General features: G+C 62.4%; 26 protein-coding genes. 8 read left to right on the top strand and 18 right to left on the bottom strand.

The features are described from left to right. Nucleotides 1-2 precede the first annotated feature (2 nt). On the bottom strand, nt 3-902 hold the full coding sequence (gene prmB, locus E4T66_RS08365) for a 50S ribosomal protein L3 N(5)-glutamine methyltransferase (protein ID WP_136848551.1): 900 nt from the start codon (nt 900-902) through the stop codon (nt 3-5). A gap of 102 nt (nt 903-1,004) precedes the next feature. On the opposite strand from prmB, the gene E4T66_RS08360 reads away from it, so the two are divergent. From E4T66_RS08360 to E4T66_RS08340, 5 genes are all read left to right on the top strand, one after another. Further along, the gene (locus tag E4T66_RS08360; RefSeq protein ID WP_248679543.1) at nt 1,005-1,649 is read left to right on the top strand and encodes an SCO family protein; all 645 of its coding nucleotides are present in this window, start codon (nt 1,005-1,007) and stop codon (nt 1,647-1,649) included. After that, entirely contained in the window at nt 1,646-2,080 is a 435-nt protein-coding gene (locus tag E4T66_RS08355) for a copper chaperone PCu(A)C (RefSeq protein WP_136848549.1), read from the top strand. The genes E4T66_RS08360 and E4T66_RS08355 overlap by 4 nt, the downstream gene beginning before the upstream one ends. 8 nt (nt 2,081-2,088) lie before the next feature. Then, entirely contained in the window at nt 2,089-2,979 is an 891-nt protein-coding gene (gene asd / locus E4T66_RS08350) for an archaetidylserine decarboxylase (protein ID WP_136848548.1), read from the top strand. A gap of 152 nt (nt 2,980-3,131) precedes the next feature. Then, nucleotides 3,132-4,562 carry a M48 family metalloprotease gene (locus tag E4T66_RS08345; protein ID WP_248679541.1) on the top strand — a complete coding sequence of 477 codons (1,431 nt, stop codon included), beginning with the start codon at nt 3,132-3,134 and terminating at the stop codon, nt 4,560-4,562. 163 nt (nt 4,563-4,725) lie between these two features. Next, nucleotides 4,726-5,799: an OmpA family protein gene (locus E4T66_RS08340; RefSeq protein WP_136848546.1), complete on the top strand. Its 1,074-nt coding sequence runs from the start codon at nt 4,726-4,728 to the stop codon at nt 5,797-5,799. Nucleotides 5,800-5,820: 21 nt separating this feature from the next. Here the strand turns inward: E4T66_RS08340 and E4T66_RS08335 are convergent, their stop codons facing one another. The 17 genes from E4T66_RS08335 to mtnA all read right to left on the bottom strand — a co-directional run bounded on the left by E4T66_RS08335 (nt 5,821) and on the right by mtnA (nt 23,678). Further along, nucleotides 5,821-6,804 (bottom strand): SDR family NAD(P)-dependent oxidoreductase, encoded by a 984-nt coding sequence (locus E4T66_RS08335; RefSeq protein WP_169577542.1) that lies wholly within the window; start codon nt 6,802-6,804, stop codon nt 5,821-5,823. A gap of 172 nt (nt 6,805-6,976) precedes the next feature. Then, a complete protein-coding gene (locus tag E4T66_RS08330; RefSeq protein WP_136848544.1) occupies nt 6,977-8,143 on the bottom strand; it encodes a tetratricopeptide repeat protein in 1,167 nt (388 codons plus the stop codon). A 15-nt stretch (nt 8,144-8,158) separates the two neighbouring features. Next, the gene (locus E4T66_RS08325; RefSeq protein ID WP_136848543.1) at nt 8,159-8,485 is read right to left on the bottom strand and encodes a LapA family protein; all 327 of its coding nucleotides are present in this window, start codon (nt 8,483-8,485) and stop codon (nt 8,159-8,161) included. An 11-nt stretch (nt 8,486-8,496) separates the two neighbouring features. Continuing rightward, nucleotides 8,497-8,844 (bottom strand): integration host factor subunit beta, encoded by a 348-nt coding sequence (locus tag E4T66_RS08320; RefSeq protein ID WP_248679539.1) that lies wholly within the window; start codon nt 8,842-8,844, stop codon nt 8,497-8,499. A gap of 117 nt (nt 8,845-8,961) precedes the next feature. Further along, nucleotides 8,962-10,638 carry a 30S ribosomal protein S1 gene (rpsA, locus tag E4T66_RS08315; RefSeq protein WP_136848542.1) on the bottom strand — a complete coding sequence of 559 codons (1,677 nt, stop codon included), beginning with the start codon at nt 10,636-10,638 and terminating at the stop codon, nt 8,962-8,964. 116 nt (nt 10,639-10,754) lie between these two features. Then, nucleotides 10,755-11,441: a (d)CMP kinase gene (gene cmk / locus E4T66_RS08310; protein WP_136848541.1), complete on the bottom strand. Its 687-nt coding sequence runs from the start codon at nt 11,439-11,441 to the stop codon at nt 10,755-10,757. After that, entirely contained in the window at nt 11,441-12,754 is a 1,314-nt protein-coding gene (gene aroA, locus E4T66_RS08305; protein WP_136848540.1) for a 3-phosphoshikimate 1-carboxyvinyltransferase, read from the bottom strand. The genes cmk and aroA overlap by 1 nt, the downstream gene beginning before the upstream one ends. Nucleotides 12,755-12,797: 43 nt before the next feature. Then, nucleotides 12,798-13,667 carry a prephenate dehydrogenase gene (locus E4T66_RS08300; RefSeq protein ID WP_136848539.1) on the bottom strand — a complete coding sequence of 290 codons (870 nt, stop codon included), beginning with the start codon at nt 13,665-13,667 and terminating at the stop codon, nt 12,798-12,800. Beyond that, nucleotides 13,664-14,797, bottom strand: coding sequence for a histidinol-phosphate transaminase (gene hisC, locus E4T66_RS08295; RefSeq protein WP_136848538.1), 1,134 nt, complete (start codon nt 14,795-14,797; stop codon nt 13,664-13,666). The genes E4T66_RS08300 and hisC overlap by 4 nt, the downstream gene beginning before the upstream one ends. A 53-nt stretch (nt 14,798-14,850) precedes the next feature. After that, nucleotides 14,851-15,954, bottom strand: a complete 1,104-nt coding sequence (pheA, locus tag E4T66_RS08290; RefSeq protein ID WP_136848537.1) for a prephenate dehydratase — start codon at nt 15,952-15,954, stop codon at nt 14,851-14,853. A gap of 110 nt (nt 15,955-16,064) precedes the next feature. Next, nucleotides 16,065-17,240, bottom strand: coding sequence for a phosphoglycerate dehydrogenase (locus E4T66_RS08285; protein ID WP_136848536.1), 1,176 nt, complete (start codon nt 17,238-17,240; stop codon nt 16,065-16,067). Nucleotides 17,241-17,290: 50 nt separating this feature from the next. Then, nucleotides 17,291-18,373, bottom strand: coding sequence for a 3-phosphoserine/phosphohydroxythreonine transaminase (serC, locus tag E4T66_RS08280; protein ID WP_136848535.1), 1,083 nt, complete (start codon nt 18,371-18,373; stop codon nt 17,291-17,293). Nucleotides 18,374-18,412: 39 nt separating this feature from the next. Then, nucleotides 18,413-18,811, bottom strand: coding sequence for a PIN domain-containing protein (locus E4T66_RS08275; RefSeq protein WP_136848534.1), 399 nt, complete (start codon nt 18,809-18,811; stop codon nt 18,413-18,415). Next, nucleotides 18,808-19,059, bottom strand: a complete 252-nt coding sequence (locus E4T66_RS08270; RefSeq protein WP_136848533.1) for a CopG family ribbon-helix-helix protein — start codon at nt 19,057-19,059, stop codon at nt 18,808-18,810. Before E4T66_RS08270 ends, E4T66_RS08275 begins: the two co-directional genes overlap by 4 nt. Before the next feature lie 81 nt (nt 19,060-19,140). Then, nucleotides 19,141-19,734, bottom strand: a complete 594-nt coding sequence (locus E4T66_RS08265; RefSeq protein ID WP_136848532.1) for a histidine phosphatase family protein — start codon at nt 19,732-19,734, stop codon at nt 19,141-19,143. An 11-nt stretch (nt 19,735-19,745) separates the two neighbouring features. Beyond that, on the bottom strand, nt 19,746-22,484 hold the full coding sequence (gyrA, locus tag E4T66_RS08260) for a DNA gyrase subunit A (protein WP_136848531.1): 2,739 nt from the start codon (nt 22,482-22,484) through the stop codon (nt 19,746-19,748). Nucleotides 22,485-22,664: 180 nt separating this feature from the next. After that, nucleotides 22,665-23,678 (bottom strand): S-methyl-5-thioribose-1-phosphate isomerase, encoded by a 1,014-nt coding sequence (gene mtnA, locus E4T66_RS08255; RefSeq protein WP_136848530.1) that lies wholly within the window; start codon nt 23,676-23,678, stop codon nt 22,665-22,667. Nucleotides 23,679-23,732: 54 nt separating this feature from the next. Here mtnA and E4T66_RS08250 point away from each other — a divergent pair, with 54 nt between their 5' ends. Genes E4T66_RS08250 through gph form a run of 3 tightly spaced genes read left to right on the top strand, consistent with a single transcriptional unit; the run spans nt 23,733 to nt 26,450 of the window. After that, nucleotides 23,733-25,046 carry a TRZ/ATZ family hydrolase gene (locus E4T66_RS08250; RefSeq protein WP_136848529.1) on the top strand — a complete coding sequence of 438 codons (1,314 nt, stop codon included), beginning with the start codon at nt 23,733-23,735 and terminating at the stop codon, nt 25,044-25,046. Further along, nucleotides 25,043-25,771, top strand: a complete 729-nt coding sequence (gene ubiG / locus E4T66_RS08245; protein ID WP_136848528.1) for a bifunctional 2-polyprenyl-6-hydroxyphenol methylase/3-demethylubiquinol 3-O-methyltransferase UbiG — start codon at nt 25,043-25,045, stop codon at nt 25,769-25,771. Before E4T66_RS08250 ends, ubiG begins: the two co-directional genes overlap by 4 nt. Before the next feature lie 4 nt (nt 25,772-25,775). Further along, on the top strand, nt 25,776-26,450 hold the full coding sequence (gph, locus tag E4T66_RS08240) for a phosphoglycolate phosphatase (RefSeq protein WP_136848527.1): 675 nt from the start codon (nt 25,776-25,778) through the stop codon (nt 26,448-26,450). The last annotated feature ends 2 nt before the right edge of the window (nt 26,451-26,452 follow it).

Here is a 26,452-nt window from a genome sequence, read left to right as displayed (position 1 = left end):
ACTTAGAGAGATGCAACCAGGTCTTCGCGGGAGATCAGAAACACGCCGTCGCCGCCGTGTTCGAATTCGATCCAGGTCACCGGAAGCCGCGGCCAACGTGCATCGAATTCCTCGACGCTGTCGCCCACTTCGCAAATCAGCAGGCCGCCTGGACGCAGGCGCTCGGGCGCGCCGGTGAGAATGCGCTCGACGATATCCATACCGTCACTGCCGGCCTCCAGGGCGATGCGCGGCTCATGGCGGTACTCTTCAGGCAGCCCCTTCCACTCGGCGGTCCCGACATAGGGCGGATTGGTCACGATGAGATCGTAGGTCGCGTCGCCAAGCCCGTCATAGACATCCGAGCGCACCGCACGCACACGCTGTTCCAGCCCATGTCGCTTGATGTTCTTGCGGGCAACGGCCAGCGCGCCGGAGCTGATGTCCGCCAGATCGACCTCGGACTGCGGATACTGACTGGCGCAGGCAATGCCGATGCAGCCGCTGCCGGTGCAAAGATCGAGAATGCGTTCAGGCGCGCCCTGCAGCCAGGGCTCGAAATCACGCCGGATCAGCTCGCCAATGGGCGAGCGCGGCACCAGCACCCGATCGTCGACGAAAAAAGGCATGCCGGCGAACTCGATTTCACCGATCAGATAAGCCGCAGGCTTGCGCGTTGCAATCCGCGAACGCAGCAGCTTGATAACAGCACTGCGCTCGGCCGAGGTCACAGTCGACTCAAGATAGATCGCCGGCAGATCCATCGGCAGATGCAGCGCCCACAGCGTCAGAAAATAGGCCTCGTCGAGCGCATTATCGGTACCGTGACCGTAATGCAGCCCGGCTTCGCGAAAACGGCTGGCGCCCCAGCGCACCAGGTCGCGAACAGTGTTGAGTGCATCGGTTTCGAAACGGCGGATCATGGGCGGATCATGTCGGGCAGACGATCTGGCTCGGCAGCTATGGGATAATGGCCGCGCATTATGCGGCTCTCGCCGACAGCACGCCAACGTCAGGACCACGCCTTGTCTTCATCCAATTCTTCATCGCCCCCGAACAATCGTCAGGCCCTGATCGTCTTCGCCGGCGTCGCGGCACTGATCCTTGGCCTGATTGCGGCCGCTCTGCTGTCCTCCCCGAAGAACATCGCGATCGGTTCGGGCACGCTGCTGAAGGCGCCTCGCTCGCTGCCGGAATTCAGTCTGATCGATCAGGACGGCCAACCCTTTACGCGCGAATCATTGCTGGGACACTGGACCCTGATTTTCCCGGGTTTCACCTACTGTCCGGATATCTGCCCGACGACGCTGGGCGTGCTCAAGGCGGTCGAAGCGCAGCTGGGCAGCGAATCGTCGAATCTGACCGTCGCGCTGTTCTCCATCGACCCCGAACGCGATACCCCTGAGACGCTGAAGCGGTATGTCCAGTATTTCAGCCCGAATTTCATCGGCGTCACCACGCAAGAACCACAACTCAAGCAGATGGCACAGACGCTCGGCGTCGCGTATCTGAAGGTGCCGGGCGATACGCCCGAAAGCTACACAATGGACCACTCGGCTGCGCTGGTACTGATCGACCCGCAAGCTCGAATCGCAGGCTATTTCACTCCGCCGCATCAGGTCGACGCATTGGTCCGCGACCTCGGCACTGTGCTCAGGAACCGCTCATGACACGCGCTTTGTACCGATCCTGTCTCGTTGCCTTGATGATTCTGTGCGGCGCCTGTTCCGGAGCCGCGCAACCGGTGTTGAGCGCCGCCGACGCATGGATACGTGAGGCCCCGCCTGGCGCCAGCGCGCATGCCGGATATGTGACGTTGCGCAACAACGGCAACAACGATCTGGTTTGCGACCGGGTCACCGGCGCTGACTTCGGCGCCGCCGAGCTGCACCGTAGCGTGGCCGAGGACGGCGTCATGCGCATGCTGCGTGATCAACGCATCGAGCTTGCGGCTGGCGGGACGGCTGAACTCAAACCGGGCAGCTATCACATCATGCTGTTCCGTGCGCAGCGCGATCTGCGCAGCGGCGATCGCAGTGAGCTGACGATCCACTGCGGCGACCAGCAGGTTTCTGCGAGTTTCGAAGTCCGCCCTACGTGAGGCCCGCGATGAACTCTACCGAAGCAGGTGAGCGCGCGGGCCTGGGTGATCAGTTGTTTGCGGGGCTTCAGCGCGTATTGCCCACACGATGGTTATCGTCGATGGTGCACCGTGTTGCACAGATCCAGCATCCCGGATTCAAGAATGCACTGATCCGCCTGTTCATGCGCGGATTCACGATCGACCTGACCGAGGCGGAACGCAGCCGCGTCGAAGACTACGTCAGCTTCAACGATTTTTTCACGCGAGCGCTGAAGCCCGGTGCCCGCCCCCTCGCCGCTGATCCACGGGCGTTTCTGAGTCCGGTCGACGGAACCGTCAGCCAGTTCGGCCAGATTCGTGATGGGCGCCTGATTCAGGCCAAGGGACACAGCTACTCGCTGCTGGACCTGCTCGCCGGAGACACGGAACGAGCCGCTGCATTTGCCGATGGCGAGTTCTGCACGATCTATCTGGCGCCATACAACTATCACCGCATCCACATGCCGCTGGACGGTCGCCTGCAGCGCTGGACGTACGTTCCGGGCCGACTGTTCAGCGTCAACGCCGCCACCGCACGCGCACTGCCGAATCTGTTCGCACGCAATGAGCGCCTCAACGCGATCTTCGATACAGACGCCGGCCCGGTCGGCCTGATCATGGTCGGCGCACTGTTCGTTGGATCGTTGGAAACGGTCTGGGCTGGCATGGTGTCGCCGCCGCATCTGCGTGCCGAACCAACCGAATATGAGCCGATGACTCCGGTGACCTTGCCGCGAGGCGCGGAGATCGGTCGCTTCAATATGGGTTCAACCGTGATTCTGCTTGCACCGCGACAGAGGGTGCAGTGGGACACGAAGCTGCAACCCGGTCAGCCGATACGGCAAGGTCAGTCCCTGGGCAGCTGGACGCCGGCGTGAACTTTCGTCGGCAACCGAACTTTTCCGAACCTTTCACCAGGTTTCATGCTCTATACCGGCGTTGTCGGTTAAATTGCCGGCGGTCACGATCGTTCTGCTCCATGCGCATATTTTCGACGCTGCTGACAGCTGCCCTCTGCTGCATCACTGCGGTGGCATCCGCGGTTCCGCCGTCCGCGCTCGACCTGCCGCAGATCGGAGAGCCCGCAGATAACACGCTGACGCCCATGCAGGAAAAACAACTTGGCGCCCGCGTGATGTCCGAGCTGTATCGCGTCGGATACATCCTCGAAGATCCCGAAATCACCACCTACATCAGTGCGCTTGGCTGGAAGCTGGCCTCACACAGCAAGACACAGGCACCTGATCTGACGTTTTTCGTTGTCGCCGACCCGAGGGTCAATGCATTCGCGCTGCCCGGCGGTTATGTAGGATTCAACGCCGGGCTGTTGCTGGCTGCAGACAATGAAAGCGAAGTAGCGGGTGTCATGGGGCACGAACTGGCGCACGTCACCCAACGTCATATCGCTCGCTCCGGCGAAGACACTGAAGTCGCGAGCATTGCCACGTGGCTTGCAGTGATTGCCGCCATCATTGCCGGATCGGCTGATCCGGATGTCGTCATCGGCGCGCTGTCGGTCGGTCAGGCAATGAACTACCAGCGCCAGGTCAGTTACACCCGTGCGCACGAACAGGAAGCGGATCGCATCGGCGTCCAGACCATGTCCGGAGCAGGCTTCGACCCCAACGCCATGGGCAGTTTTTTCCAGAAACTGGAACAACAGTCACGACTCTATGGCACTGGCGTTCCCGAGATCCTGAGAACGCATCCACTGAACACCAATCGTGTCGCCGAAGCGCGCGAACGCGCGGCGGAACTTCCGCAGGTCGCTCCCCAGTCTTCACCTGACTTCGAGCTGATGAAAGCACGCGCTCGTGTCTTGACCGTCGACCATCCGAGTCAGGCAGTCGACTATTTCAGCGCACAGCTGAGTGCGGGTCGGGATACGCCAGCCAACCGGTACGGCCTCGCGCTGGCGCAGGAACAGTTCGGACAGAGTGCCCAGGCACTCGCAACCCTGGCGCCGTTAAGCGAGGCGCAACCGCGGCAGGCGCATGTGCAGTTGCTTGACGGCACGCTGAAACTGCAGACCGGCAAGATTGCCGACGGTGTCGCCACACTAGAACGCACGCTGCAGGCATACCCCGCCTACGCGCCGGCAATCCTGGCCTACGCCGACGCATTGATGGTTGCAGGCCGGCCGGACGATGCGCGCCAGGTGCTGATCTCCCGCGACCAGGTGCTTGGCACGCAGTTCAAGACCTATAGCCTGCTGGCGCAGGCGGCCCGTGAGAGCGGCAACATGGTCGAAGCGTCGTATCAGATGGCCACCTTTCTGTTCCTGCGCGGCGACGCCGGCAATGCGCTGGCGCAACTTGATGCCGGGCTGCGCCTGCCGAATCTGAACGAACAGGATCGCGCACGCCTGCTGGCCAAACGCAAGGAAATCCGCGGCACGCTTCCGGAGAGTTGGCGGCCGCAGCAGGGACGCCAGCGCGCCGCGGCGGACGCCTTGCGCTAGGCGGCATCCCTCGCGAGCCACGAGCAGGCATCAGGCGCGCGTCGCGAACTGCGTCACACTCTCCTCCCGCAATCGGCACCGTTCTGCGAAACACGTCAGAGTCGACATCGCCGCGCGGGAACAGAATGCAGTTCTGCGGACTGGGACTGAACTGGGAGCGACGATGCCACTGCGTACCGGCAACATCACCTTGAACACACCGCGCCATGCGCGATCACGGCGAACGGTCGCCGTCACGCTGGTGTTTTTCGGCCTGCAGCTTTGCGGCATGGACGCACGCGCACAGGGCTGCACCGACGATCCGTCCGCGCAGGAGCACCCGGCGGTGCAGCGTTATGAAGGCGCCTGCCTATTGCGCAGCCAGAACAAGACCTTCGACAGCTACTGGCTGCCGCTCGGCAAGCCGCTCAAGCGGGATGGCGGCTGGACCACCGAGCCCGGGCAGCGACTCGAAGGCGCGGTCACGCGCCTGATGTACGCCGCGCCGGCGGGTCGGAGCGCACTGGAGGTGTTCCGCAACTACGAGCAGGGCCTGGCGCAGCAGGGCTACAAGGTGCTGTATCGCTGCAGCAAAGCCGAATGCGGTGGACGTCCGCTCCTGCTGGAGGTGCTGTTCGGCAATGGCCAGCGCCGGGCATTCGCCGACTCCGGCGCCTCAACCGGCAGTGATCGCGCGTACTACTCGTTTCCTGATCCCAATGACGCCTACTTCCTGGTCGCCCGCAGTGCCAACGGTCACACACATGTGGCGGTCTACGTGGGCTTCAAGAGCTCCACGGTCGTCAAGGAAACATCGGGTCGCGCCATCATCCTCGCCGATGTTGTTGAAAGTACGGCGATGGAGCAGAAACTCATCGACGCTTCGGCAATGAACAAGGCCATCAGCGAAACCGGTCGCATCGCACTGCGCAATATCTACTTCGATTTCGGCAGCGATGCCTTGAGCGACGAGTCGACGCCGGCGCTCGATCAGATCGCCGAATTGCTGAAGCAGCAAGGTGGGCTCACGCTGTATGTCGTCGGACATACGGACAGCGTGGGCACGCATGAGGTCAACATGAGTCTGTCCCAGCGTCGCGCCGCAGCCGTGGTGCACGCTTTGGTCACTCAGTACGGCATTGCCGCCTCGCGCCTGGTTCCGGCCGGCGTGGGTGATCTCGCTCCTGTGGCCAGCAACCGGACAGACGCGGGACGTGCAGAAAACCGGCGTGTGGAACTGGTCGAACGTCCGCGCTGAATGCCGCGGAGCCAAAGCCGATCAGAGGAGATGTTCCGCGCGCATCCAGTCGCGGCAATCGACGATCATTTCGTCGAGTTTGCGCGGCTGATAGCCGAGCTCACGTTCGGCCAGACGACTGCTGCAGTATAGGTTTTGCGATAGCAGTTCGACGGCATCGACGGTGACGTCCGGCTCGCGACCGAACAACGGCGCAATCCATTCCTCGATCTGCGCATAGGCCGTGAGGATGCGCGGATGCACGGCGACCACGCGCCGCTTCAGCCCCAGTGAATCGGAGATCGCCTTGACCAGACCGACGTAGCTGGCCTGCGCGCCCCCGAGCAGGTAGTTCTGCCCCACCTTCCCCTGCTCGGCCGCAACGACAAGAGCCCTCGCAACCTCTGTCGCATGGCAGAAGCTGCCGCCTCCGGGGGGCACCGCGGGCAAGCGCCCCTGCTTCACCAATCGGAACAGCCGCGACCAGCTTGCGGTGTCGTAACGACCGAGAATGTTCGACGGATTGACGATCACCGCCTTGAGACCGGCCGACAGACCCTTGCGCACCTCGCGCTCGGACAGCGCCTTGCTGCGCACATAGTTGATGCCGACGGCGCTGCCGCGTGTCGGCGTCTCCTCGGTGATGACGCCGCTGTGCAAGCCGTAGGCGACAATGCTCGAGGTGTGGATAAACCGCTTGGCGCGCGCCTCCAGCGCTGCGCGCACGACGTTGCGTGTGCCGCGGACATTGACCTTCAGCTGCTCGACATGCGATTTGGACCACAGGCTGGTATTGCCTGCCGCATGAAACACGCAGTCGACGCCCCTGGGCACGACGGCGCTGAGGGAACGGGCATCGGTGACATCGCCGATCACGCGCTCGACCTTGGGCAGGCGATCCAGCCCGGACAAATCCGATTGCGCGCGATGCAAGGCGATCACGTGCCAGCCCTGCTCGCAGAGATGCTCCACGAGATTCAGGCCCACGAAACCGGTGGCGCCGGTCACGAATGCGGTCTTGCCCACGAATCTCCTCTGGTCGTCGTTATTGGAATCTCGCAGTCCCGCAAAGTGCCAGAGTCATCCGCAGGCGTCAAAGGGGACGTTCACCTGATCGCTTGAATTTCCTTGGAAAATTATGTGCGGAGGGTGCAGACGGCGACACGGAGGATTCACGAATGCCGTCGGAACGGCGCATTCAGACCTTCATGATGTCGTCGGCGGGCGCCGTCGTGCCCCAATGCTTGCAGCTGGGGCACTGCCAGAACAGCTGCCGCGGACTGAAGCCGCAATGGCTGCACTGATAGCGCGGCGCCGTCTCCATAAGGCGCACCAATGCTTCGCGCAGGCGCGCCGCAGGCTTGTCCAGACCGGAGGCAATGACATTCGGCTGGCGCTCGAGTACCTCAAGAAAGTCCGCCAAGACGGCCCGGCTTGGCCGCGCCTCCAGACCCTGAGCCAGATGCTCGAATGGATCGATGCCACCTTCAGCCAGCAAGCGCGCCTCGGCCAGAATCGGCAGGCTCGACGAGGACATCTCGCGCGCATCCGCCAGAAACTGAAGATACGCCTCACGATCGCCGGTTTTCTCGAAGCAGCGACGCAAGGGCTCGATCACGTCCGGCAGGAAACGGGGGTCCTGCTCGAAAGCCCGGAGATAAGCTTTGGCGGCGGCGGCAAATTCGCCGTCAGCCTCGTTCAATTCTCCAAGCATCAGATGGGCCCGCACGCAGCCGGGATCTTCATCCAATGCCCGACGTGCCTGCCGAATGGCCTCAGAAAGCTTCTTTTCGCGCCGCGCCTCATCAGCCAGCTCGCAGAAGTACTGTGCTATGGCTGCGCGTTGCGATTCCCCCTGTGCCGCTTCAAGACGCCGCGCCGCATCAATCGCCGGCTTCCAGTCGCGCGCCTGTTCATGCATCGTGCGAATCGCCTCTAGAGAGACCGTCACGTACTTGCCTTGATCGGCCAGCGCGGCAAACAGCTGCTCTGCCCGGTCCATGACCCCGGCAGTCATGTAGTCCTGCGCAAGCTCGTAGCGCGCCTGATCGTGCAGCGAAGGCGCGATGCCCTGTCGCGCAACCAGGGCTTCATGCACGCGCAGCGCACGATCCACCTCACCGCGCTTGCGGAACATGCGCCCGAGCGTCATGTGCAGTTCAACCGTGGAAGGGTCGAGCTCGGCGACGGCAGTCAGCGCAGCGATCGCGCGATCCGGATCATCGGATTCCAGCTGCGACAGCAGCCCACCCAACTGCTCGGTTGAGAGGCTGTGCGTGCTTTGGCTTGCCATATTGCGGCGCAGAGCCCAACCGAGGACAAAACCCAGGGGCAGCAACAGCCACAGAAACAAGGGATCGAGCATGCGCCTGTTTTGCGCTCAGACCGGCGAAGACGTCGGAGGCGCAGCGATACTGGGTTCGGGGTTCACCGGCAGATTGCGCAGATTGCGCAGCTCAGCTTCATTTTCGCGGATGCGTCCTCGCAGGCGCCGAACTTCCAGACGCAAACTCAGGATGCGTGCCGCCGCAACCGCCAGCGCAATGAGCACCCCAAAGGCGAAGTCCGCGATCAGCAGCGCGATCAAGGGAATTTGCCACTCCCCCAGAAGATAGTTGAATGTGACGCTCTGTGCGTTGAAGTACCCGATCGACGCGCCCAGCACTAGAACGGCGATCAACAGGACCAGCAACACGATTCGCCACATTCGGACGTCTCCTATTCGGCATCGTCCGCGTCGGGATCATGCTGATCGGCCGCTCGCAGAATGTGGGGCACAGTCGCCAGACTGGCATTGACGCGCTCGCGCATCTCCTTGCCTGGCTTGAAATGCGGAACCCGCTTGGGCGGAATATTAACCGGATCGCCGGTCTTGGGGTTGCGTCCGACACGGGCCGGCCGATGATGCAGCGCAAAGCTGCCGAAACCACGAATCTCGACCCTGTCATCACGCGCCAGCGCATTGCTGATCTGATCCAGCACCAGCTTCACCGCCAACTCGACGTCCTTGTGCATCAGGTGCGTCTGCCTGCCGGCGAGATGTTCGATCAGTTCCGACTTGGTCATGGAGCGCTGCCGCCCGCCTGTTGAATGTAGAAGCTTGAACAATAAAGAAAAAAAAAGGGCCGCGCAAGCGCGGCCCTTTTAATTTATCCCGTGTTTTCGGGATGATAGGCGAACAACTTAATTGTTGTTGCCGCCCATCTGTTCCTTGAGCAGGTCGCCCAGGCTGGTCTTGCCAGTCGACGCGTTGCGGCTGTATTCCGCGACAGTCTCCTGCTCTTCCTGGATTTCCTTCTCACGAACCGACAGCTGGATCACGCGGTTCTTGCGATCGACGCCAACGAAGCGCGATTCGAGAGTATCGCCTTCCTTCAGCAGCTTGGTCGCATCTTCCACGCGCTCACGCGCCAGATCGTTAGCCCGGATGTAGCCTTCGACGCCATTGCCGAGGTCGATGACCGCGCCGCGGGCGTCAACTTCACGCACCGTGCCGCTGACAATCACGCCCTTGGTGGTGCTGGCAATGAATTCGGCCAGCGGATCCGAGCTGACCTGCTTGACGCCCAGCGAGATGCGCTCACGCGCACCGTCAATCGCCAGCACGACTGCGTCGAGTTCCTGACCCTTCTGGTAACGGCGCACGGCAACTTCACCCGGCTCGTTCCAATCCAGATCGGACAGATGCACCAGACCGTCGATACCACCGTCCAGACCGATGAAGATGCCGAAGTCGGTGATCGACTTGATCGCGCCATGAACGCGGTCGCCCTTCTGGTGATTCTGGGCGAAATCTTCCCACGGGTTCGGCTTGCACTGCTTCATGCCCAGCGAGATACGACGACGCTCGCCGTCGATGTCGAGGATCATCACTTCGACTTCGTCGCCAACCTGTACAACCTTGGCCGGATTGACGTTCTTGTTGGTCCAGTCCATTTCGGACACGTGGACCAGGCCTTCGACGCCCGGCTCGATTTCGACAAACGAGCCGTAATCGGTGATGTTGGTGACCTTGCCGAACAGGCGGGTCTTCTCCGGGTAGCGACGTTCGATGTCGACCCAGGGATCCGCGCCCAGCTGCTTCAGGCCCAGCGACACGCGGCGACGCTCGCGGTCGTACTTCAGAACCTTGACTTCGATCTCGTCGCCGACGGTCACAACCTCGGCCGGATCCTTGACCCGCTTCCAGGTCATGTCGGTGATGTGCAGCAGGCCGTCGATGCCACCCAGGTCGACGAACGCGCCGTACTCGACCAGGTTCTTGACCACGCCCTTGAGGACGATGCCTTCCTGCAGGTTGGCCAGCAGGCTGTCACGCTCGGCGCTGTACTCGGCTTCGAGAACTTCGCGACGCGAAACGACCACATTGTTGCGCAGCTTGTCGAGCTTGATGACCTTGAACTCGAGCGGCTTGCCTTCGAGGTACGAGGTATCGCGAACCGGGCGGACGTCGACCAGTGAGCCCGGCAGGAACGCGCGAACCGAACCGATATCGACAGTGAAACCACCCTTGACCTTGCCGGTGATCGTGCCGATGACCGTTTCCTTCTCTTCGAAGGCCTTGGCCAGGCGATCCCAGGTCTTGATGCGTTCGGCCTTCTCTTTCGAGAACTTGGTTTCGCCGAAGCCGTCCTCAACAGTTTCCAGTGCCACTTCAACTTCATCGCCGGCAGCGACTTTCAGCTCGCCGTCAACCATGAACTCCTGAAGCGGAATCACGCCTTCCGACTTCAGGCCGGCGTCGACGATGACGACGTCGGATTTGACCTCCAGCACTCGTGCATTGACGATGGTGCCGGACTGCATGGATTGGCCACTCTTGAGGCTGGCCTCAAACATCTCAGCGAAACTTTCGCTCATTTATAGACTCTGTCTGTTAACGTTCCCTACGCGTACTCGCGATGGGGCCTGTTAGAAATGAAAAATCCGGCCCACGCTATCGTGAGACCGACCTGTTTTTGCGCCGGGAAAACGTCCTAGACCAACCGATACCGCTGCAACAGAAGATCCACCTTCGAAACCACTGCTTCCGGTGAAAGTCCTGTTGTATCAAGCAGTTCAGCATCATCCGCAGGCTTCAGCGGGGATGCGGAACGGCTTCGGTCGCGCTCGTCGCGGGCGCGAATCTCTTCGCAAAGGGGCGCGAGTGTAGCCTGTATCCCCTTAGCACTCAACTGCTTGAGGCGACGCTCGGCGCGCTCCTGCGGGCTGGCGTCCATGAACACCTTCAGCACGGCATCCGGAAAAACAACCGTCCCCATGTCACGGCCATCTGCTATCAGGCCCGGCGCCTGACGAAAGTCGCGCTGGCGCTGCAGCAGAGCCGCCCGCACCGGCAACGCGGCCGCGATCATTGACGCCAGTGCTCCAGTCGATTCGCGACGAACGTCGTGGGTCCAGTCCTGACCATCAACCCAGATACCTTCATCGTCTTCTGTGGTGCCGGCAAAACGGATATCCAGCGCAGGCGCCAGCGCGGCGACAGCCGGGGCATCGTGCAGATCGATACCGCGCCGATGTGCCGCCAGCGCCAGGATGCGATACAGGGCGCCACTGTCGAGTCGGTGCCATCCCGGAAGACGCTGCGCAAGCCAGCGCGTCACCAGCCCCTTGCCGACGCCACTGGGGCCATCGACCGCGATCACTGGGATGGTGACGGGCATCACTCGGCGCCAGCAACTTCGATGCGCAGGCCAGCGTCCCGCGCCAGCGAGGCGAATCCAGGAAACGACGTATTGACGTTGGCGCAATCCAGGATCGTGATCGGCGCCGCGGCACGTAGCGCCGCAACCGCGAAACTCATGGCAATCCGGTGATCGCCGTGCGAATCGATCGTACCGCCCTTCAGTGTACCCCCCTGCACGCGCATGCCATCCGGCAGTGCGATCGCGTCAATTCCGAGCGCGTTCAGACCGTCGCACATGGTCTGGATGCGATCGGACTCCTTGACGCGCAATTCCTCGGCTCCGGTCACCACGGTCTCACCTTCGGCGCATGCCGCAGCAATGAAAATTGCCGGGAATTCGTCGATGCTTGCAGCAACCAGATCGCGTCCAATTTCGATGCCGTGCAGCTCTCCGCCACGGACATGCAGATCGGCCACCGGCTCGCCACCGAACATGCGCTCGTTTTCGATCTGGATGTCAGCTCCCATCTGGCGCAGCACCTCGATGATGCCGGTGCGGGTCGGATTGATGCCGACGTCGCGCAACACGACGTCCGAACCCGGGGCGATCGCCGCACCCACCAGGAAGAACGCTGCCGAGGAGATGTCCGCCGGAACCTGAACCCGGGTCGCATGCAGGCTCTGTCCGCCGTCGATCGCAGCGTAACCCGCATGAGCCGCTACCTCGACGCCGAATGCCCGCAGCATGCGTTCGGTGTGATCGCGCGAGGCCTCCGGCTCGAATACTTCGGTGCGGCCCTGCGCATAGAGCCCCGCCAGCAGCACGCAGGACTTGATCTGGGCACTGGCCACTGGCGACTCATACCGGATGGCCTGCAACTGCGTGACCGGATGGATCACCAGCGGTGCGCGGCCGCCGTCCGATTCAATGCTCGCGCCCATTCGCGTCAGTGGCTCGATCACGCGCTTCATCGGGCGTCGCGACAGCGAAGCGTCGCCGGTCAGGGTGCAGCTGAACGCCTGACCGGCCAGCAGTCCGGCCATCAGACGCATCGAGGTTCCGGAATTTCCCAGATCGAGGACCGCCTGCGGCTTGCGCAAGCCTTGCAGACCGACGCCCTTGATGCGCAGCTGCGTTGGGGCCGTCTGCTCAATGTCGACGCCCATGGCGCGAAACGCCTGCATCGTGCATAGGCAGTCCTCACCGGTCAGAAAGCCCTCCACCTCGGTGATGCCCTGCGCCAGCGCGCCAAACATGACCGCACGATGCGAGATCGATTTGTCGCCCGGCACGCGCAGCGCGCCACTGAGGGTACCGCCAGGCGTCATCTGGAAAGTGACCTTGCTCATCGCTGCATCCGCGTCGGGTGACTGAAAGATTCCGAGAAAATGTTCATTCAATTTGCGCGAGATAGCGCTCTCGCGCGGCGCGCGCGCGCTCGAACAGCGCCTTGATGTCATCCCAGCGCTTTGCGCGAATCAGCTCACGAATCTGCTGCAGTTCACCGATCTGCTGATCGAGCAGGTCTGCAACAGAATCGGCGTTGGCCTTGACCACGTCATGCCACATTTGCGGCGAGCTCGAGGCAATTCGTGTGAAGTCGCGAAACCCGCCGCCGGCGTTTGAAAATATCTGATGCTTTTCATCCAGACGCGCCAGCATGTCGACGTAGCTGTAGGCAATCAGGTGCGGCAGATGCGAAGTCGCAGCAAAAATCTCGTCGTGCTGGCGCGCGTCCATTTCAACCACGCGCGCACCGACTGCCTGCCACATGCGTGTGATCACCGCCAGGGCGTTCGGATCCTGTGCCTCGTGCGGCGTGACGATCACGCGATGCCGGCGAAACAGGTCGAGCACCGAATTGGCGATACCGCTTTTTTCGGTGCCTGCGATCGGATGAGCCGCAACGAACCACGGCGGCAGCTTGCCGCAGACGCGCTGCACATCATCCAGCACTGACTGTTTGGTGCTGCCGACGTCGGTCACGATGACATCCAGCTTGCAGGCCGGCAGGCATTCGACCAGAGCGTCCGCCGTGTTCAGCACCGGAACAGACAGCACCACGACATCGGCGTCACGCACGGCGGCGGCGGGCTGGTCGTATACGCGATCGATCACGCACAATCGCTGCGCATCGGCGCGTCGGCTCGGATCGGGGTCGTAACCGCTGATCTGCGCCACTGCACCGGCATTGCGCAGTGCCCGCGCCAGCGAGCCGCCAATCAGTCCCAGGCCAATGATGGCAAGGCGCTGCGCAATCATGCCGCCAGAACCTCCTTCAGCGCCGCGATGAAGCGGTCATTTTCCGCCTCGGTGCCGATGCTGACGCGAATGAATTGCGGTAACTCATAGGACGCAACCGGGCGCACGATCACACCGCGCTCCAGCAGCCCCTGATGGATCGGCTTGGCATCACGCCCGAATCCAACCGCCAGGAAGTTCGCCTGCGACGGCAGTACCGTCAGCCCCATACCCTGCAATGCCTCGGTCAGTCGCGCACGCTCACGGGTATTCAGCTCCACCGAGCGCTGCACAAAGTCCTGATCTTCCAGCGCAACTTCCGCAGCCAGCAGCGCCAGGCTGTTGTTGTTGAACGGCTGACGTACACGATTGAGCACATCCGCCAACTCCGGACTCGACAGCGAGTATCCGACGCGCAGCGCGGCCAGACCGTAGGCTTTCGAGAACGTCCGGAACACGATCAGGTTCGGGAAGCGGTCCAGCCACGCGCGGGTATCGCCACGCAGCGCCGGATCCATGTATTCGTCGTAGGCCTCATCCAGCGCAACGATCACATCCGACGGCACCTGCGCCAGAAACGCTTCGAGATCAGCGGCATTCAGCCACGTTCCTGTCGGATTGTTCGGATTGGCAATGAAGATCAGCGCCACATCCGGATTGGCCTTGAGCTCGCGAGCAAACGCCGCCAGATCGTGACCATAAGGCTGCTCGTCGTCAGCCGGCCGCGCCGGCACCACGACTGCGCGGGCTGACTGCGCCTGCGCAATGATCGGATAGACCGCAAAGGCATGTGCCGAAAACATTGCGGCGCGATCCGGACCGAGAAAGACGCGGCCCAGCAGCTCGATGATGTCGTTGGAGCCGTTACCCAAAGTGATGCGCGACGGTTCAATCGCCTGCATCTGCGCAATCTTCTGCTTCAGGCGGTGACCGCTGCCGTCCGGGTAACGTGCGAAATCCGATCCACTGACCGTCTGGGCAATGGCCTCGCGTACTTTTGCGCTCGTGCCCAGCGGATTTTCATTAGACGCGAGCTTGATCGCGTTACCCACGCCAAGACGGCGTTGCAGTTCGTCAATTGGCATGCCGGGCGAGTACGCCTCCAGCGAAAGCACCCCGGGACCTGCATGTTTCAAAAGTGTCGAGTTCATTGGCGAATCTGATGGTTGGAGCAACGGCCTTAGAGGTCCGGCCGCAAAAAACCTTACAGGACCGCTCGCGGATACGCGCCCAGCACCTTGAAGAATGCCGCTTCGCGCTGCACCACATCCAGCGCGGTGCGCACCTTGGGATCACTGGCGTGACCGACGAAATCGATGAAGAAATAGTAGTCGCGCGCCGCCGACCCCTTGGCCGGGCGCGACTCGATGCGGGACATGTCCAGCCCCGCATCTGCAAATGGTTGCAGCAGTTTGAACAGAGCACCCGGCGTATCACTGCGGTGCGCCATCATCACCACGGAAGTGACATCGTCGCCGGTGGCGGCGGGATCCTGCTTGCCGATGACCAGAAAGCGCGTGGTGTTGGTCGGATCGTCTTCGATATTCGACGCCAGGATATTGAGCTGATTGATGCGGCCGGCCTGCAGGCTTGCGATCGCCGCGGTACCGTTGCCCTCCTCCCGCGCCTGCCGCGCCGCCTGACCATTGCTGGAGACGGTTTCACGGATCGCATGCGGCAACTTTGAATCCAGCCATTTGCGACATTGCGCGAAAGATTGCGGATGCGAGTACACCTTGGTCACGGCTGCCAGGTCGTCTGCCGCGGACAACAGGTGATGGTGCACGGGCAACGTGACCTCGCCACAGATGCGCAACTTGGTGTGAATCAGTTCGTCCAGCGTGTGAATCACCACGCCTCCGGTGGAGTTCTCCACCGGCACCACGCCGTAGTCAGCCGCGCCGCTCTCGACTTCGCGGAAAATCTCGTCAATGGCGCTGTTGGCGCGTGCACGCACGCTGTCACCGAAGTGCTTGAGCACTGCAGCCTGCGTATACGTGCCTTCGGGTCCGAGGTAGGCCACCGTCAGGGGCGATTCCAGCGACAGGCACGCGGACATGATTTCGCGCATCAGGCGGGCAATCGCTTCGTCGGTCAGCGGGCCACCAGCAGCCTGGTTGCGCGCGATCACCTGCCTCAGTACTTCGGCTTCGCGCGACGGCCGGTAATGGTCGCCGGTGTCGCCCATGCCCTGCTTGATGTGGGCAATCTGCTGTGCAATACGCGCCCGACGCGAAATCAGCGTCTGGATCTGCTCGTCCAGCGCATCGATCTGTTGGCGTGCTTCGGGTAGAGATTTTGGATTCATTGGAAGCGACCTGCGCAGCCGCGCAAAGGGCGCAAAGTTTACTGCAAGTCGCGAGCCGACTGGCCCGCGACCTGCAGATTGATGCCAGGCGGCCTTGGACCGCCCCGGACTCAGGACGCCGGAATGATGCGCGTCGCCAGAACACCGGAAATCGCGCCCAGCTCCTGTGCCACGGACGCCGGCACATCGGTGTCCACATCGACAATGGTATAGGCCAGGTCGCCGCGGGACTTGTTCAGCAGGTCGGCAATGTTCAGCGCGTGCTTGGCCAGCGCGGTGGAAATCTGTCCCACCATGTTCGGCACGTTTTCGTTGACGATGCAGATGCGCGTCTTGCCCGGCAGCAGCGGCAGCACCGCTTCGGGGAAATTCACCGAATTGCGGATATTCCCGGCCTCCAGGAATTCGCGGATCTGGTCGGCAACCATGACCGCGCAGTTGTCTTCCGCTTCAGCAGTCGACGCGCCCAGATGCGGCGTGCAGATGGCACGCGGATGGCCCTTGAGCGCATTGGACGGGAAGTCGCAGGCATAGGCATGCAACTGTCCATTGTCGAGCGCCTCAAGTACGGCGCGCTCGTCAACAATCGCGTCGCGCGCGAAGTTCAGCACCACGCCCTGCTTCTGCATCAGCTTGATGCGGTCGGCATTGATCAGGCCACGGGTCGCGTCGATCAGCGGCACGTGGACCGATACGAACTGCGACTTGGACATCAGGTCGTCAACCGAAACCGCCTGGCGCACACCGGCATTCAGCTGCCAAGCGTTCTGCACGGTCATCGCCGGATCGTAGCCGTAGACCTTCATGCCCAGCTCAAGCGCAGCGTTGGCGACCTTGACGCCGATCGCGCCCAGACCGATCACACCGAGCGTACGGCCCGGCAATTCGAAGCCAACAAACTTCTTCTTGCCGGCTTCGACGGCCTCGTTCATGGCCTTGTTGTCCCCGTCGAGCTTACGTACGAAGTCCAGTGCCTGCGGAATATTGCGCGAGGCCATGAACATCGACGCCAGCACCAACTCCTTGACCGCATTGGCATTGGCGCCCGGCGCGTTGAATACCGGCACGCCGCGCTTGGACATTGCGGCCACCGGGATATTGTTGGTGCCCGCGCCAGCGCGGCCGATTGCCTTCACCGATGCCGGGATTTCCATATCGTGCATCTTGGCGGAGCGCACCAGAATCGCATCCGGCTGGGAGATCTCCGAAGCCACTTCATAGGCATTCCGGGGCAGGCGTTCGAGTCCGGCGACGGAAATATTGTTGAGGGTCTGAATCTTGAGCATGTGCGGTTTCCGAAATTGGGTTCGTGAATTCGACGGATCAGGTCAGTGCATCAGCCGCGTGTGCGGGCGAATTCCTTCATGTAGCTGACCAGCGCCTGGACGCCCTCGATGGGCATGGCGTTATAGATGCTTGCCCGCATACCGCCCACTGCGCGATGTCCCTTCAGACCCGACAGGCCTGCGGCATTGGCGCCCTTCAGAAAATCTGCATCCAGTTCGGCGTTTGCCAGGGTAAACGGCACATTCATGCGCGAGCGGTCCGCCTTGCTGACCGGGTTGCGATAGAAATCCTGACTGTCGATGTAGTCGTACAGCAGCGCTGCCTTGCGCGCATTCCGCTCACCGATCACCGTCAGACCGCCTTCGGTCTTGAGCCACTTGAAGACCAGACCGGCAACGTACCAAGAGAAGCACGGCGGCGTATTGAGCATGGACTCGCCTTCTGCCACGGCCTTGTAGTCGAACACGCCCGGTGTCGTTGGCTTGGCGTGGCCGATCAGATCCTCGCGGACGATCACCAACGTCAGGCCGGCCGGCCCGATATTCTTCTGTGCGCCGCCATAGATCAGACCGTACTTGCTGACATCGACGGGCCGCGACATGAAATTCGAAGACATGTCGGCAACCAGCGGCACCGTGCCGGTATCCGGCTCTTCGGTGAATTCAACACCGTGGATGGTTTCGTTCGGCGTGATGTGCACATACGCCGCATTCGGATCCAGCTTCCAGCTGGCACGGTCCGGAATGCAGGTAAATTTTTCGGCGGCGCTGGTGGCAGCGATATTCGCGGTGCCGTACTTGCCGGCTTCCTTCGCGGCCTTTTTGCCCCAATCGCCGGTCACGACATAATCCGCGCTGGTCTTGTCGCCGAGCAAGTTCATCGGGATGAAGGCGAACTGGGCGGTCGCACCGCCCTGCATGAACAGTACCTTGTAGTTGGCAGGCACTGCCATCAACTCACGCAGATCGGCTTCGGCCTCGGCCGCAATGGACATGAATTCCTTGCCGCGGTGAGACATTTCCATCACCGACATCCCTGCGCCACGCCAATCCAGCAGGTCCGCCTGCACTTGTTCGAGGACCGGCAGCGGAAGCGCGCCAGGACCAGCGCTGAAGTTAAATATGCGTGACATATCAGATCCTTATGATATAAAGTTAATGTTAATCAACACCTATGCCCACCACTCAACATCAAGGTTGGGCACGGAAGCAAATGTGGCGACCCGATCAGTCACCAACGTAAGTTGATGCGCCAGTGCGGTGGCGGCCTGCTGCAGATCCAGCAGGGGCAACGATTCACCCGCCGACTGCAAATAGGCGGAAAGTCCGACCGCTTGCTGAGCCTCTGACGCGCCAAAATCGAGCACCGCCACGGATGACAGAAACTCCTTCAGCAATTTCCCGTAGCGCGCCTGGGCACGCGGTTGAAGGCGCAGCGCGGTTTCAGCCTCAACCCGCGCCATCACAGAGACCGCGACTGCGGTCGGCTTGAGTTCCGCCAGCCTGAGCACCACTGGCAGACGTCCCTTCACCGCTGCAGCCAGCACATCTGAATCGAGCAGGTATTTCACCAGCGCACTCCCGGCCCTGCAGGCAGCGCTGAGCGCCATGCCTGGAAATCGAGCGCGTCCTCGGTCAGTTCGGGAGCGGGGTTGCGGAAATGAGCCTTCAGCGCTTCCGGCCAGTCTTTCTCGTCGTTGCGCTCCAGCCACTCCTGCACCGCAGTCACAATGATGCGATTGCGGGTCAAGCCACTGCGATCGACCGCACGCTGCAGGCGCTCGAGGGTGGCCTCATCAATATGCACGCTGAAATTCATGCGTGAATTCTCACCTAACAGGTCATGTTAGTCAATATGAGTGCTTTATATAAGGTGGATAAGATTATGTTTAATATGAATTTATTTCGACGGGTTCGATTTCGCCGAGGCGCTCGAAGGTTCGCATTCAGCCAAGCGTCGACCGTATCTGAACGCCTCGAATAGCGCGCCCGCACGTCGTAAACTGACGCGCCACAGGACGTCGAAACATCCGCGCGCCAGATCCGGCTGCGCCGGAGCCCCCAATGCGGCAGCAACTCGCGGCAGCGTATTGCTATGCCCTACAACGACAACAGCTCCGCGACCGACGTAATTCAGAACCGCAGCGACGACCGCCTCGACGTGAGCGTCCACGCTGCTCCCGTCGACATCGACCACGCGCACACGCGCACCGGTGCGCGCAGCCAGCGCGGCCGCCGTCTGGCGGCTGCGCTGCGTATTGCTGACGATGATCAGTGCCGGATGCTCGTTGGCCAGAATGTCAGCCAGAGCAAGCGCGCGGGTCTCACCCAATGGACTCAACGCGGGATCGCGCCCGGTTGACGCCACTTCGGCGTGCCGGACCAGAAACACAATGCGATCGGCCTGCGCCGAAGCCGCGGCACAGACCAAGGCGACCGCCAACACTGCAAACGCTGCCAGCAGCCGGAAACGCCCTTGGCGCCCCGACCACATGGTATTCGGCTCTACTCAGCGGCCGGCGCGTCGCCGTCGCCAGCCTCATCAAGGACTTCGCCGACGTCTCCTTCAGCCTCATCTTCGTCGTCGTCAATCGCAATGCGATCAACGCCGACCAGACGATCGCCGTCACCCGGACGCATCAGACGCACACCCTGTGTATTGCGCCCCATGGTCCGGACGTCGGTGGTCTTGAAGCGAATCAGAATGCCGTCCTCGGAAATCAGCATGACCTGATGCGTATCGTCGACGGCAACCGCGCCGATGAGGCGCCCCGTGCGATCCGACAGCGACTGCGCAATGACGCCCTGACCGCCGCGTCCGCGCCGCGGGAACTGCGCCACCGGCGTGCGCTTGCCGTAGCCAAATTCGGACACGGTGAGAATGTCGCCCCCGTCAGCAACGATCAGCGCAATCACGCGCGCGCCATCGCCGCCGGAAGCTTCCTCAATCGCGTCGTCGGACGACGTCTCGTCTTCGGCGTCTTCACTGCCAGCAAAAGTCTTGATCAGCCGCATGCCGCGCACACCGGTAGCGCCACGCCCCATGCCGCGCACATCATTCTCGTGGAAACGGATCGCGCGACCGGAATCGGAGATCAGAATGACCTCGTGATCACCGCCGGTCAGCGCCACGCCGACAAGTTCGTCATCCACCCGCAGGTCGACTGCAATGATGCCGTTGGAGCGCACATTCTGGAACGCCTGCAGCTCGGTCTTCTTGACCGTCCCGCGGCGCGTGACCATGAACACGAACGCCTTCTGATCCGGCCCCTCGGCGCCGGGAGCGGCGTCCTCGAACGACTTGATCGCCAACACCGCATTGATTTTTTCGTTGTCTTCCAGCGGCAGGATGTTGTTGAACGGACGCCCGCGTGAACCGCGCGAACCCGGCGGCAGTTCGAACACCCGCCGCTTGTAGCACTTGCCGGTACTGGAGAAACACAGCAGCGTATCGTGCGAATGCGTGACCCACAGGCGGTCGACGAAATCCTTGTCCTTGGTCGTCGCCGCGATCTTGCCGCGGCCGCCGCGCTTCTGTGACTGGTACTCGTCCAGCGCCACCGCCTTGACGTAACCCTCATGCGACAAGGTCACCACCATGTCCTGCGGCGTGATCAGATCCTCGTGCGCAATGTTCAGCGCCGCATTGGTGATCTCTGTACGGCGGGCATCCGCGTACTGCTCCTGAATTTCCAGCAGTTCAGTGCGAATCACCGATAACAGACGCAGCTCCGAACCGAGGATGTCCAGATAATCGAGAATCGACTCGATCAGCTGCTTGAATTCGTCATGAATCTTGTCCTGCTCCAGCCCGGTCAGGCGATGCAGGCGCAAGTCGAGAATGGCCTGAGCCTGCGCTTCGGACAGGCGATAGCCCGGCTGCGCTGCGGACCCCAGTCCGGACTCGGCGTTGTCGATGATGCCAAAGCCGACCGCCAGGTCCTGCGGTCGCGAAGCGTGTGCGCCGGCACGCTCCAGCATCGCAGTCACCGGGCCCGGCAGCCACAGACGGCTCATCAATCCGGCCTTCGCCTCTGCCGGCGACGGTGAGCGACGGATCAGCTCGATGATCTGGTCAATATTGGCCAGCGCAACCGCCAGCCCCTCCAACACATGCGCGCGCTCACGCGCCTTGCGCAGCAGATAACGCGTGCGCCGCGTGACCACCTCGCGGCGATGGCGGACAAAGATTTCCAGCAGCTGACGGAGCGACAGCAGCCGTGGCTGGCCGTTGTCCAGCGCCACCATGTTGAAATTGAAGCTGTCCTGCAGCTGCGTGTGCTGGAACAGATTGTTCAGCACAACGTCGGCGTTCTCGCCGCGACGCAGCTCGATCACCATGCGCATGCCATCCTTGTCGGATTCGTCGCGCAGCTCGGTGATGCCTTCGAGCTTCTTGTCCTTGACCAACTCGGCAATTTTCTCGAGCAGGCGCGCCTTGTTCACCTGGTACGGCAGCTCGGTGACGATGATCGCCTGCTTGTCGTTGCCGATGCTCTCGAAATGCGTGCGCGCGCGGACGACAATGCGGCCGCGACCGGTGGCATAGGCATCAGCCAGCGCATGCGCGTCCAGCAACAGACCCGCGGTCGGAAAATCCGGCGCCGGAATGTGCTGCATCAGCTCCGCGAGTTCGATATTCGGATTGTCGATCAACGCAACGCAGCCGTTGATGACTTCACCCAGATTGTGCGGCGGAATGTTGGTCGCCATACCGACCGCGATGCCGGCCGCGCCGTTGACCAGCAACTGCGGCACCCGTGTCGGCAGCACCGAGGGTTCGGTCTCCGATCCGTCGTAGTTCGGCTGGAAATCGACAGTGTCCTTGTCGATATCCGCAAGCAGCTCATGCGCCAGCTTGGACATACGCACTTCGGTATAACGCATGGCTGCCGGCGCATCGCCATCCACCGAACCGAAGTTGCCCTGGCCGTCGACCAGCACGTAACGCATCGAGAACGGCTGCGCCATGCGCACGATGGTGTCGTACACCGCAGAGTCGCCGTGCGGGTGGTACTTACCGATGACGTCACCGACCACGCGCGCCGATTTCTTGTACGGCTTGTTGTACTCGTTGCCGAGTTCCTTCATCGCGTACAGCACGCGACGATGCACCGGTTTCAGGCCATCGCGCGCGTCCGGCAGCGCACGGCCAACGATGACGCTCATGGCGTAATCGAGGTAAGAACGCCGCATCTCGTCTTCGAGATTGACGCTGAGAACTTCCTTGGCGAATTCAGTCATATCGGATACCCGCCGGCCCCGCCTGACGGGACGGCCTTCTGTTCAAAAAACAGCTTTAGATCAATAGGATGTCGCGATAAGTCGCGGCGCCGCATTGGCGCTTCTATTTGTCGATAAATCTTAACACGGACAGGGGTTCGGCGTCCCCTTTTTCAGGCCCCTGCAAGGCACTGCAGGCGGTCAGCGCAACAGTGCTGCCAGCTTGTCCGTCGTCGGCAGCATCACCACCCCGCGCTCGCAAACGATGGCATCAATCAACGCCGCCGGTGTGACATCGAAAACCGGGTTGAAGGCGTCGTACCCCGCAGGCGCGATCGCCTGCCCCTTGAACTCGGTCAGCTCCTGCGCCGGACGTTGTTCGATGGGGATCGCGCCACCGCCCGGGCAGCGCAAATCGAAGGTGCCACTGGGCGCCACCACCATGAATCGCGTGCCGTGTGCGCGCGCAGCCAAAGCCAGCGCGTAGGTGCCGATCTTGTTCGCGGTGTCGCCATTGGCGGCAATGCGATCGGCACCTACGATGACCCAGTCAATCCTCTCGCTCGCCATCAGATGCGCGGCGGCGCCGTCGGCAACCAATTGCCCCGGAATGCCTTCCTGCTGCAGCTCCCACGCAGTCAGGCGCGCGCCCTGCAGCCACGGCCGCGTCTCGGTGTTGTATACCCGCACAATGCGGTTCATCGCATAGCCGGTACGGATCACCCCCAACGCGGTGCCATGTCCCCCAGTCGCCAGCGCGCCGGTATTGCAGTGTGTCAGCACCGTCGCATTGGCGGGCAACAGTGCCGCGCCCAGTTCGGCCATGCGCCGGTTCTGCTCCAGGTCTTCCTGATGAATGCGGATCGCCTCGGCCTCCAGCGCCTCGAGGTCATGGCCGGCGAGCCAGACCGCTCCCATGCGCTCCAGGGCCCAGCGCAGATTGACCGCGGTCGGGCGCGACGCCGCCAGGGTCTCGAAGGCGCGATCGTAGCCATCAACATCGGCACGCAACGCCAGCACCAGTCCGTACGCCGCTGCGATGCCGATCGCCGGGGCACCCCGCACCGCCATGCTGTGGATCGCGCTGGCCACATCCGCCGCACCACGGCAGCTCAGATAGTTCACCGCCTGCGGCAGCTTTCGCTGATCCAGCAGCTGAAGATGATCTCGGCACCACAGAATCGGCTGTACGGCAGGCTGCGCGGCGGTCGGCATCGAAAAGGCTCGGCTAGAATGACGCGATCATTTTACGGGCCTAGCGATTTCAACATGCAGACTGTCGACCTGCTGGTCGCACCACGCTGGTTGGTGCCGATTGAACCTGCCGCCAGCGTGCTCGAGGATCACGCGCTTGTCGTGGATCGCGGCCGTATCGTTGAATGCACTCCGCTGAACGAGGCACGAGCACGCTACGCGCCGGCTGAGACCCTGACCCTGCCGCATCACGCTGTAATGCCCGGCCTGGTCAATCTGCACACGCACGCCGCCATGAGCCTGCTGCGCGGCATGGCCGATGATCTGCCGCTGATGGACTGGCTGCAGCATCATGTATGGCCTGCCGAAGCGGCTCATGTCAGTCCGGCGTTCTGCGAGGATGGCGCCCGGCTGGCGTTCGCTGAGATGATTCGCGGCGGTACGACCTGCGTCAACGACATGTACTTCTTTCCGGATGCGACCGCGCGGGTTGCGATTGAGACGGGTCTGCGCGTCTGCGTCGGCCTGATCGCGCTGGATTTCCCGACCGCATGGGCACAGAACGCCGACGAGTACATCCACAAGGGCCTGGAGCTGCACGACGCGCTCAAACACGAAACGCTGGTCCGGACGATCTTCGCACCGCACGCACCCTACACCGTGTCGGACGCGCCGCTGCGCAAGATCCGCCAGTACGCCGACGAGCTTGGCATCGGCATCCACATGCATCTGCATGAGACCGCATTCGAAGTCGCGCAGGCGACCGAATCCAGCGGCATGCGCCCGTGGCAACGTCTACGCGATCTGGGTCTTTTAGGGCCGGACTTCGTTGCGGTTCATATGACCCAGCTGAACGACGCTGAAATCGAACAGGCCGCCGAACTCGGCGTACATATCGCGCATTGCCCGGAGTCCAACCTCAAGCTGGCCAGCGGCTTTGCCCCGATTGGCCGACTGCTGGCCGCCGGCGTCAATGTCGGACTGGGCACCGATGGCGCCGCCAGCAACAACGATCTCGACCTGATCGGCGAGATGCGCACAGCGGCGCTGATGGCCAAGGCCGTTGCGGGTGATGCCGAGACACTGCCCGCAGCGCAGGCGCTGGAAATGGCCACGCTGGGCGGCGCGCGCGCGCTGGGGCTGGACGCCGAAACCGGCTCGCTGGTGGCAGGCAAGTCGGCCGACTTCATCGCCATCGATCTGTCTGCAGCAGCTACCCAGCCGGTCTACCACGTACTGTCACAACTGGTGTATGCCGCAAGCCGCGATCAGGTCACGCATACCTTTGTCGCCGGCCGCGCATTGATGCGCGAACGTCGACTGCTCACACTCGACGAACCCCGCACGCTGGCGCAAGCCGCACAGTGGCGCCATAAGATCCAACCATGACCTCAGAAAGTCCCGCCACTCGCAGCAATCTCGACCCGCGCGAAATCGCAAACTTCGACCGCCTCGCCACACGCTGGTGGGATCCACGCGGCGAAATGGGCGCCTTGCATGCGATCAATCTGCCGCGCGTGCGGTACATCACCGAGTGCGCCAGCGGCCTGAGCGGCAAGACCGCGCTCGACGTCGGCTGCGGCGGCGGACTGCTGACCGAAGCACTGGTCGCTGCAGGCTGTACCGCAACCGGCGTCGATCTGGCTGGCGACGTGCTCGAAGTGGCACGACTGCACGGACTGGAATCCGGCCTGCGCGCCGACTACCGCCAGATTGCCGCAGAGGAACTGGCCGCCGAACGTCCCGCCAGCTTCGATCTGGTCTGCTGCCTGGAAATGCTCGAACACGTTCCGGATCCCGCAGCCGTGGTGCAGGCCTGCGCGACCCTGGTCAAACCCGGTGGTACCGTGGTTTTTTCGACCATTAACCGCAATCCGAAATCTTTCGCTCTGATGATTGTCGGCGCCGAGTATCTGACCCAGGTGGTTCCGCGCGGCACGCACGACTACGAAAAATTCATTCGCCCCTCCGAACTGGACGCGTGGGCGCGCAGCGGCGGTCTGGAGGTTCTGGGTCTCAAGGGACTGCGCTACAACCCGATCCTGCGTTCGGCGCGTCTGGCCGACGATATCGACGTCAATTACCTGATGCACTGCCGTCGGCCGCACACCTGAACACATGACCGCGTCCAAACCGCTGCGCTGCGTGCTGTTCGATCTCGACGGCACCTTGGTCGACACCGCCCCGGATCTAGGCCACGCCGCCAATCACGTCCGGGCCAATCTGGGCCTGCCAGCGCTACCGCTGGCAGATTACCGCCCGGTGGCATCAGCCGGTGCGCGCGGGCTGCTGCAAACCGCGCTTGGCATGGCGCCGGAGCACCCCGAATATTCGCAGCGCAGAGAAGAGCTGCTGAACTACTACAGCGCCCATCTCGCAGATGAGTCGACGCTGTTCGATGGCATTGACACATTGCTGGAGGCGATCGGGGCAGCCGGACTTCGCTGGGGCGTCGTGACCAACAAGCCGAGCTGGCTGACCCGTCCGCTGATGACTGCACTGGCGCTGGATTCCGCCGCCGCGTGCGTGGTCAGCGCCGACGAGGCGACCCACGCCAAACCGCATCCGGCAAGTCTCCTGCTGGCCTGCGAACGCATCGACTTGGAGCCACAGGCCTGCCTGTACGTCGGCGACGACCTGCGCGACATCCAGGCCGGCCGCGCAGCAGGCATGCGCACCATCGCGGCTGGTTGGGGTTACGTCGGATACGGCAGCCCGATCGGCAGCTGGGGCGCGGACGGTATCGTCGAGATGCCGACCGGCCTGCTGAAATGGATACCTTCGCACGCCTGACG

This window comes from Sinimarinibacterium arenosum (genome assembly GCF_005047655.1).
In the GTDB taxonomy this organism is placed as follows: Bacteria; Pseudomonadota; Gammaproteobacteria; order Nevskiales; family Nevskiaceae; genus Solimonas.
The sequence above is the reverse complement of the archived record's forward strand: the minus strand, read 5'-3'. Positions and strand labels throughout refer to the sequence as shown.

What these genes read in the sequence shown, in the direction of transcription:
- prmB (WP_136848551.1), bottom strand. Translation starts at nt 902, where the DNA reads ATGATCCGCCGTTTCGAAACCGATGCACTCAACACTGTTCGCGACCTG.
- E4T66_RS08355 (WP_136848549.1), top strand. Translation starts at nt 1,646, where the DNA reads ATGACACGCGCTTTGTACCGATCCTGTCTCGTTGCCTTGATGATTCTG.
- asd (WP_136848548.1), top strand. Translation starts at nt 2,089, where the DNA reads ATGAACTCTACCGAAGCAGGTGAGCGCGCGGGCCTGGGTGATCAGTTG.
- E4T66_RS08340 (WP_136848546.1), top strand. Translation starts at nt 4,726, where the DNA reads ATGCCACTGCGTACCGGCAACATCACCTTGAACACACCGCGCCATGCG.
- E4T66_RS08330 (WP_136848544.1), bottom strand. Translation starts at nt 8,143, where the DNA reads ATGCTCGATCCCTTGTTTCTGTGGCTGTTGCTGCCCCTGGGTTTTGTC.
- E4T66_RS08325 (WP_136848543.1), bottom strand. Translation starts at nt 8,485, where the DNA reads ATGTGGCGAATCGTGTTGCTGGTCCTGTTGATCGCCGTTCTAGTGCTG.
- E4T66_RS08320 (WP_248679539.1), bottom strand. Translation starts at nt 8,844, where the DNA reads ATGACCAAGTCGGAACTGATCGAACATCTCGCCGGCAGGCAGACGCAC.
- rpsA (WP_136848542.1), bottom strand. Translation starts at nt 10,638, where the DNA reads ATGAGCGAAAGTTTCGCTGAGATGTTTGAGGCCAGCCTCAAGAGTGGC.
- cmk (WP_136848541.1), bottom strand. Translation starts at nt 11,441, where the DNA reads ATGCCCGTCACCATCCCAGTGATCGCGGTCGATGGCCCCAGTGGCGTC.
- aroA (WP_136848540.1), bottom strand. Translation starts at nt 12,754, where the DNA reads ATGAGCAAGGTCACTTTCCAGATGACGCCTGGCGGTACCCTCAGTGGC.
- E4T66_RS08300 (WP_136848539.1), bottom strand. Translation starts at nt 13,667, where the DNA reads ATGATTGCGCAGCGCCTTGCCATCATTGGCCTGGGACTGATTGGCGGC.
- hisC (WP_136848538.1), bottom strand. Translation starts at nt 14,797, where the DNA reads ATGAACTCGACACTTTTGAAACATGCAGGTCCCGGGGTGCTTTCGCTG.
- pheA (WP_136848537.1), bottom strand. Translation starts at nt 15,954, where the DNA reads ATGAATCCAAAATCTCTACCCGAAGCACGCCAACAGATCGATGCGCTG.
- E4T66_RS08285 (WP_136848536.1), bottom strand. Translation starts at nt 17,240, where the DNA reads ATGCTCAAGATTCAGACCCTCAACAATATTTCCGTCGCCGGACTCGAA.
- serC (WP_136848535.1), bottom strand. Translation starts at nt 18,373, where the DNA reads ATGTCACGCATATTTAACTTCAGCGCTGGTCCTGGCGCGCTTCCGCTG.
- E4T66_RS08270 (WP_136848533.1), bottom strand. Translation starts at nt 19,059, where the DNA reads ATGAATTTCAGCGTGCATATTGATGAGGCCACCCTCGAGCGCCTGCAG.
- E4T66_RS08265 (WP_136848532.1), bottom strand. Translation starts at nt 19,734, where the DNA reads ATGTGGTCGGGGCGCCAAGGGCGTTTCCGGCTGCTGGCAGCGTTTGCA.
- gyrA (WP_136848531.1), bottom strand. Translation starts at nt 22,484, where the DNA reads ATGACTGAATTCGCCAAGGAAGTTCTCAGCGTCAATCTCGAAGACGAG.
- mtnA (WP_136848530.1), bottom strand. Translation starts at nt 23,678, where the DNA reads ATGCCGACCGCCGCGCAGCCTGCCGTACAGCCGATTCTGTGGTGCCGA.
- E4T66_RS08250 (WP_136848529.1), top strand. Translation starts at nt 23,733, where the DNA reads ATGCAGACTGTCGACCTGCTGGTCGCACCACGCTGGTTGGTGCCGATT.
- ubiG (WP_136848528.1), top strand. Translation starts at nt 25,043, where the DNA reads ATGACCTCAGAAAGTCCCGCCACTCGCAGCAATCTCGACCCGCGCGAA.
- gph (WP_136848527.1), top strand. Translation starts at nt 25,776, where the DNA reads ATGACCGCGTCCAAACCGCTGCGCTGCGTGCTGTTCGATCTCGACGGC.